At 70.9% G+C, this 7,192-nt stretch carries 7 protein-coding genes and 1 pseudogene; 6 read left to right on the top strand and 2 right to left on the bottom strand.

Annotated elements, in window-relative coordinates; all coding sequences use genetic code 11:
* A pseudogene (locus tag QZ772_RS11560) lies at positions 1-866 on the bottom strand (hypothetical protein); the annotation flags it as partial.
* Positions 867-1,144: 278 nt separating this feature from the next.
* The gene (ftsY, locus tag QZ772_RS11555) at positions 1,145-2,227 is read right to left on the bottom strand and encodes a signal recognition particle-docking protein FtsY (RefSeq protein ID WP_295526144.1); all 1,083 of its coding nucleotides are present in this window, start codon (positions 2,225-2,227) and stop codon (positions 1,145-1,147) included.
* Between ftsY and QZ772_RS11550 the strand changes: the two genes are divergently transcribed.
* The 6 genes from QZ772_RS11550 to QZ772_RS11525 form a co-directional block, all read left to right on the top strand.
* Positions 2,226-2,558, top strand: a complete 333-nt coding sequence (locus tag QZ772_RS11550) for a hypothetical protein (protein ID WP_295526140.1) — start codon at positions 2,226-2,228, stop codon at positions 2,556-2,558. The two genes, ftsY and QZ772_RS11550, sit on opposite strands and share 2 nt — an antisense overlap.
* Entirely contained in the window at positions 2,555-4,012 is a 1,458-nt protein-coding gene (locus tag QZ772_RS11545; RefSeq protein ID WP_295526137.1) for a pitrilysin family protein, read from the top strand. Before QZ772_RS11550 ends, QZ772_RS11545 begins: the two co-directional genes overlap by 4 nt.
* A 17-nt stretch (positions 4,013-4,029) precedes the next feature.
* Positions 4,030-5,367 carry a pitrilysin family protein gene (locus tag QZ772_RS11540; protein WP_295526147.1) on the top strand — a complete coding sequence of 446 codons (1,338 nt, stop codon included), beginning with the start codon at positions 4,030-4,032 and terminating at the stop codon, positions 5,365-5,367.
* Between the two features lie 69 nt (positions 5,368-5,436).
* On the top strand, positions 5,437-6,063 hold the full coding sequence (locus QZ772_RS11535; RefSeq protein ID WP_295526134.1) for an RsmD family RNA methyltransferase: 627 nt from the start codon (positions 5,437-5,439) through the stop codon (positions 6,061-6,063).
* Positions 6,064-6,162: 99 nt separating this feature from the next.
* Positions 6,163-6,666 carry a pantetheine-phosphate adenylyltransferase gene (gene coaD / locus QZ772_RS11530; RefSeq protein WP_295526131.1) on the top strand — a complete coding sequence of 168 codons (504 nt, stop codon included), beginning with the start codon at positions 6,163-6,165 and terminating at the stop codon, positions 6,664-6,666.
* A gap of 55 nt (positions 6,667-6,721) precedes the next feature.
* Positions 6,722-7,192 (top strand): allophanate hydrolase subunit 1 (locus tag QZ772_RS11525; RefSeq protein ID WP_295526128.1); only part of this gene is annotated, 471 nt, incomplete at its 3' end.

Raw genomic sequence — 7,192 nt, 5'->3', positions numbered from 1 at the left:
GGCCGCAGCGTGGCGACGGTCAGTTGGTCGTCACCGAAGTAGCGACCGGCCACGGCCTGCACCTGCGCCGGCGTCACGGCCAGCAGCTTGGCCAGCATGCGGGCGTCGGCATCAGCGTCGGCATCGGCATCAGCGTCGGCATCAGCGTCGGCATCTGCATCGGCATCGGCATCTGCATCGGCATCGGCATCGGCATCGGCATCGGCATCGGCATCGGCATCGGCGTCTGCATCCGCGTCAGCATCCCCATCGTCCGGTGGAGTCATCGGCGTGGTGCCGCCGCCCGGCTGTGTCAGAAAGACGGGGAAGGCCGCCCCGTCGTCGTCGCCGCCGCCCGCCAGTGCGCCCAGGACCAGTCCTCCGCCCAGGGCGGCCAGGGCGAATTCGCCGATTCCGAGGCCGCCGGCCAAGGGGGGCGCGGCCTTCTTGACGGCCAGTGCGGCAGAGTCGACGCCCGAATCCACCTGTAGGTCACCGGAGGCAAGCCCCACATCGAGTTGCGAGCCGCCGCCTTCGAGCGCGCGGGTGGCTACCGTCGCGTCGGTGCCGCCGACGAAGGTGCCGCTGATCGGCTGGGTGTTCGGCCCGGTCGGATTGAAAACCACGCCCGCCTGGCCGTCCTGCGGCACCAGCACACGGTCACCGGTCTGCAGCAACTGGTTGGCCTGCGCGGGCATGTTCACGCCGTCCCGAACCACCATCACGCCGGGCGAGACACTGGTCAGCGTTCCAAGTCCGGCCGCGGCATTGGCGCTCGCGCCACCCATCGGAATGGGCGTCGCCATGACGCCTGCGGATGAGGCCTGCGCCATGAGCACAGGGGCTGTGCCGGAATTGCCGGCCGCATCGGTCGTCGTCGTTGCCATCACTCTTGCTCCACACGTCTGGTTGAAAGATGCCGCTGAAGGGGGCAAGACGTGTGCCGCAGCGAAAACGGCCGCGGGAGTGCACAAAAGTGTGGATTTATTGGCGTTTTGAGGGAGGTGCCGGGGTCCTTGCTCAGGATGTTCCTTGAGGCGTTACGTAACGGTCGCGGTAACGAAGTGGTGACGCGTCGGTCGCCGCCAGGGCGCCGAGGGGCTCCATGGAACGTGGAGATTCGGTGCGCCGCTCAGTCGAAGCGACCGCCGCGCCCTCGGCGCAATCAGCCCACCAGCGCCTGAGCGAACTCGCGCGCGTCGAAGGTCTCGAGGTCTTCGAGCTTCTCGCCCACGCCGATGAAGTACACCGGTACGGGCGCCGTGCCCGGCTTGGTCCGGGCGCGTTCCTCGCCCCAGCGGGCAATGGCGCAGAGCACGCCGCCCTTGGCAGTGCCGTCGAGCTTGGTCACCACCAGCCCGGTGAGGCCCAGCGCATCGTCGAAGGCCTTGACCTGAGCCAGCGCGTTCTGGCCGGTGTTGCCATCGATGACCAGCAGCACTTCGTGCGGGGCGGCCACGCCGTCGGCCGGGCCGGTGTCGGCCTTGCCGATCACGCGCTTGATCTTCTTGAGCTCGTCCATCAGGTGCAGCTGCGTGGGCAGTCGGCCGGCGGTGTCGACCAGCACCACGTCCTTGCCGCGCGCCTTGCCGGCGTTGACGGCGTCGAAGGCCACTGCAGACGGGTCGCCGCCAGCTTGGCTGACGATCTCGACCAGGTTGCGGTCGGCCCAGATGGCGAGCTGTTCGCGGGCCGCGGCACGGAAGGTGTCGGCGGCGGCCAGCAACACCGTGCAGCCTTCGTTGGCCAGGTGCTTGGTGAGCTTGCCGATGGAAGTGGTCTTGCCCGCGCCGTTGACGCCCGCGACCATGATCACGGTCGGCGTGTGGCGGCCGATCTCCAGCGGTTTCTCCAGGGGCTTGAGCACCTCGGCGACGGCGTCCACGAGCAGGGCGCGGACCGCCTGCGGCGTGGTGGCGCTGTGGCGCCAGACGCGGTCCTTCAGGTCCTGCAGGATGTGTTCGGCCGCCGGGATGCCGGTGTCGGCCATCAGCAGCGCTTCCTCCAGCTGTTCGTAAAGCTCGTCGTCGATCTGGGCATTGACGAATACGGCCTGGATGCCGCTGCCGGTCTTCTTGAGGCCCGTTCGAAGGCGGTTGAGCCAGCCCTGGCGCGAGGGTTCGGGCGCCGGTTCGGCGGCAGTCACAACCTGACTGGCCGGCGGTGGCACGATCGTCGCCGGGGTCGGGACGAAGGCCGGGGTGTCGCGGCTGGCGGGGACCGGTACGGGGGCCTGGGCCGGTGGCATGGCGGGCGTTGCCGCGGGCGCCGGTGCCGGGCGGGGCGTCGGCACCGGCGGCAGTGGCGCGACCGAGGGGCTCGGCGGTTCATGGACGGCCGGGGCCGGTGCCATGGGCTGCTCGACGGGAGGCTGGACTGAAGGCCCGGGTGCCGGCGCGCTCGGCTTGTTTCCGAACCAGCTCGACGGCGAGAACACCGAGCGCCCGCTGCCGGCTTCAGGGGCCGGCGCAGGTGCAGGGGAGGGCGAGGAGCCGGCCGGCGCCGCAGGCTCCGCCGGCGGCTTTTTCTTGAAAAAACTGAACATCCAGGCGCTTTTTAGAATCGCAGGCATTCTATGAAACACCCCCCGCCGAGCCGCCGGCCCCTCGCGACGGCCCTGCTGGCGGCCTGCCTTGCCTTGGCAGCGTCCGTCCATGCCCAGCAGCCCCCCGCCGAAGCGGCGCCCCTCACTCCCTCCGCATTGCCTTCGGCGGCCCAGCCGCCCCAGCAGTTCCGGCTGGCAAACGGCATGACGCTGATCGTGCAGCCGGACCACCGCGCCCCCACGGCCGTGCAGATGCTGTGGGTGCGTGTCGGCTCCGTCGACGAGCTCGACGGCACCAGCGGCGTCGCGCACGTGGTCGAGCACATGATGTTCAAGGGTTCGGCCCTGCTCAAGCCCGGCGAGTTCTCGCGCCGGGTGGCGGCGCTGGGCGGGCGCGAGAACGCCTTCACCACCCGTGATTACACCGGCTATTACCAGCAGATCCCCGTCGAACGGCTGGAAGAGGCCATGCGCCTGGAGGCGGACCGCTTCGCCAGCAACCAGTGGCCGGACGACGAATTCAAGCGCGAGATCGAGGTGGTGAAGGAAGAGCGCCGCATGCGCACCGAAGACCAGCCGCGCGCGCTGCTGGGCGAGCAACACAACGCCGCCATCTTCAACGCCTCCCCCTACCGCCGGCCGGTGGTCGGCTGGATGAGCGACCTGTCGGCCATGACGGCGGATGACGTGCGCGGCTTCTACCGCCGCTGGTACGTGCCCGAGAACGCTGCCATCGTGGTGGCCGGCGATGTCGATCCGCAGAAGGTGCGGGAGATGGCCGAGCGCTACTACGGTCGCATCCCGGCGCGCGCCGTGCCCGTACGCAAGCCCTACACCGAGCTGCCGCAGCGCGGCATCCGGCGCATCGAATTCAAGGCACCCGCCGAGCAGGCGTACGTGTCGCTCGCCTTCCGTGTGCCGCAGCTGGATTCCCTCGACGAGGACTCCGACGCCTGGTCCCTGCTGGTACTGGCGGCGGTGCTCGACGGCTACAACGGCTCGCGGCTGGACCGTGCGCTGGTGCGCGGCCCGGAGCGCGTGGCCGACGGCGTGAGCGCGGGCTACGGCCTCTACGGACGCGGGCCGCAGCTTTTCTACCTGACCGGCGTGCCGGCGGCCGGCAAGACCACCGAAGCGGTCGAGGCAGCCTTGCGCGCCCAGGTGGCGCGCATCGCCCAGGAAGGCGTCTCCGATGCCGAACTCGCCCGCGTGAAGACGCAGTGGGTCGCCAGCGAAACCTACAAGCGCGACTCGGTCATGGCCCAGGCGCGCGAGCTGGGCAGCCAGTGGGTGCAGGGCCTGCCGCTCGATGCCGATGCCCGCATGCTGGCCAAGCTGCTGGCCGTGACGCCGGCGCAGGTGCAGGCCGTGGCCGGTCGCTACTTCGGTGACGACCAACTGACCGTCGCCACGCTGCGGCCACAGCCCATGTCGTCGGCGGCCAAGCGGCCGCGCAGCCCCTTTGGCCCGGTGGGAGAGATCCGATGAAGCGCGCTCTTGGCTTGATGCGGCAATGGCGCCGCACCGTCCTGCTGGCCCTGTTGGCCAGTGCCGCCGGTCTGGCCCAGGCGGGCGTGACCATCGAACATTGGCGGTTGGTCAACGGCGCGCAGGTCTATCTGGCGCGCACGCCGGCCCTGCCCATCGTCGATGTGCAGATCGATGTCGACGCCGGCAGCCGGCGCGACCCCGCCGCCCAGTCCGGCCTGGCGGGCGCCACGGCCGGCATGGCCGAGAAGGGCGTACGGGCCAGCGGCAGGGAACCCACGCTGGACGAGAACCAGCTTGGCGAGGCCTGGGCCGACCTGGGCGCCGAGTTCGACGTCGGCGCCAGCGCCGACCGCATGAGCTTCAGCCTGCGCAGCCTGGCCGACCCGGCCCTGCTGGCGCGCGCGGCGGCGCTGGCCTCCCGGGAGATCGGCGAGCCGGCCTTTCCCGAGGAGGTCTGGCGCCGCGAGCGCGAACGCATCGCCGCCGGCCTGCGCGAGGCCGACACCCGGCCCGCCAGCGTGGCAGGCCGTGCCTTCGCGCGGGATGTCTACGGCGGCCATCCCTACGGCCAGGAGATGACGCAGGCGACGCTGGCGGCCATCGGCATCGAGGACATGCGGCGCTTCCATGCCGAGCTCGTGCGGCCCTGCCGGGCCAAGGTGAGCGTGGTGGGTGCCATCGACCGGCCGGGCGCGGAACGCCTGGCGACGCAGTTGCTCTCGCGCCTGCCGCAGCAGGGCTGCCCGGCGCTCGCCGCGGTGCCCGAGGTGCCGCCGCTGGCCGAAGCCCGCGTGGAGCGCATCCCCTTCGACTCGGCGCAGGTCCATGTGTGGATCGGCCAGCCGGGCTACCGGCGGGCCGATGCGGACCACTTCGCGCTCACGCTGGGCAACTACATCCTCGGCGGCGGCGGCTTCGTCTCGCGCCTGACCGAAGCGGTGCGCGAGAAGCGCGGGCTGGCCTACAGCGTCTACAGCGGCTTCTCGCCCGGGCTGCATGCGGGGGCCTTCCGCATCGGCTTCCAGACGCGGCCCGAGCAGGCCGAGCAGGCGGTGACCGTGGCGCGCGAGGTGTTGGAGAAGTTCGTTGCCGAGGGGCCGACGGCGGCCGAACTGCAGGCCGCCAAGGACAACCTGATCGGCGGCTTTCCCCTGCTGCTGGACAGCAACCGCAAGCTACTGGGCAACGTGGCCAACATCGCGTGGAACGACCTGCCCCTGGACTACCTCGACACCTGGCGCGAGCGTGTGAACGCCGTCACTGCCCAAGACGTGCGCGCGGCCTTCCAGCGCAAGCTGCAGCCGCAGCGCATGGTGACGGTGATTGTGGGCGGCACGGACAAGGCGCGTTGAGCCTGCCGCGGGACGCATTGGCGCCGCGGTGCGTCGGTGCGGTTCATGGGCACCGTTAAGCTCGGCCCGATGAACCGAAGCAAGTCCCCCGCGAAGGCCGGCGCCGGCCGGCCCCATGAAGTCCGCATCATCGGCGGTGCGTGGCGTCGCACCCGCCTGCCGGTCGCCGATCGGCCCGGTCTGCGGCCGACGCCCGACCGCGTGCGCGAGACCCTCTTCAACTGGCTCGCCAGCCTGGCAGGCGCCAGTGGCGGCGAGCTGCCGGGCTGGCGCTGCATCGACGTCTTCGCCGGCACCGGCGCGCTGGGCTTCGAGGCCGCCTCGCGCGGTGCGGCCGAAGTGCTGATCTGCGAGCAGGATCCCGCACTGCTGCAGCAGATGAAGACGACCCGCGACAAGCTGCAGGCCGAGACCGTGCAGGTGCAGCGTGGCGACGGCGCCGCCTGGCTGGCGCGCAGCAGCCCGCGCCACTGGCATGCCATCTTCCTCGATCCGCCCTTCGAGCAGGCGGCGCTGTACGAGCGGGCACTCAAGGCGGCTGCGGCGGCGCTGCATGCCGGCGGCGTGGTCTATCTGGAGGCCGACCAGGCCTGGACCGACGAGCGCCTCGCCCCCTTCGGACTGGCCGTCTTCCGCCATCTCAAGGCGGGGGCGGTGCATGCCCACCTTCTCAAGCCGCTTGCGTCTGCCGCTTGAGGCGCGTCGGCGCGTGCCCGGACGCGGTATGGTGCAGTGCAGCGAGGCGTACATAATGCGCGCCGAGACAACCCCCGGCCCCGCACCCAGGAGGAAGAGATGACGACCGATGTGATAGCCGTCTACCCCGGCACCTTCGACCCCATGACGCTTGGCCATGAGGACGTGGTCCGCCGCGCCACGCAGCTGTTCCCGAAGGTGATCGTGGCCGTCGCGGCCGGACACCACAAGAAGGCGCTGTTCTCGCTGGCCGAGCGCATCGAGATGGCGCGTGCCGTGGCCGAGCCCTTCAGCGGCTGTGTGACGGTCGAGAGCTTCTCCGGGCTGCTGCGCGACTTCGTGGTCGAGCGCGGCGGCAAGGCCATGGTGCGCGGGCTGCGCGCCGTGACCGACTTCGACTACGAGTTCCAGCTGGCCGGCATGAACCGTTCGCTCATGCCCGAGGTCGAGACGGTCTTCCTCACGCCCAGCGACAAGTACCAGTTCATCTCCAGTACCTTCGTGCGCGAGATCGCCATGCTGGGTGGCGAGGTGGACAAGTTCGTCTCGCCGCATGTGCAGGAGCGGCTCGCCGCCAAGGTGCGCAGCCTGGGCCGCGAATGAGGCCGGTGGGCGGACCTGTGCGCGCGCTGCGCTCGCTGGCTCCCTGCCGCGCGGCATGAACGGGCCTGCTGCTCTCCGCCTGCACGCCCTGGGCGACGCGGCCCTGCTGTGCGAGTTGCCCCCGCCCGCCACGCTGGCGGCCCAGCAACGCATCTGGGCCCTGGCGCGCGAAGCCAGTGCTTGGCCCGACGTGCAGGAAGTGCTCCCGGGCATGAACAACCTCACCCTGCTGTTCGACCCGCAGCAGGTGGATGCGGGCGAACTGGAACTGCGCGTCCTCACCCTCTGGCCCGGGCTTGCCGCCGAGGCGGAACGCACCGGGCGATGGGTGGAGATCCCGGTCGACTACGGCGGCGCGCATGGCCCCGACCTGCACGACGTCGCCCGCCACACGGGGCTGTCTCCGGCCGAGGTGGTGCGCCGCCATGCCGCCGGCGAGTACGTGGTCTACCTGCTGGGCTTCCTGCCGGGCTTCGCTTTCATGGGCGGGCTGGCGCCCGAACTGGCCACGCCGCGCCGGGCCGAA

This window comes from uncultured Pseudacidovorax sp., assembly GCF_913773995.1.
GTDB lineage: Bacteria > Pseudomonadota > Gammaproteobacteria > Burkholderiales > Burkholderiaceae_C > Xenophilus.
This window is presented reverse-complemented; position numbering and strand designations above follow the sequence as displayed.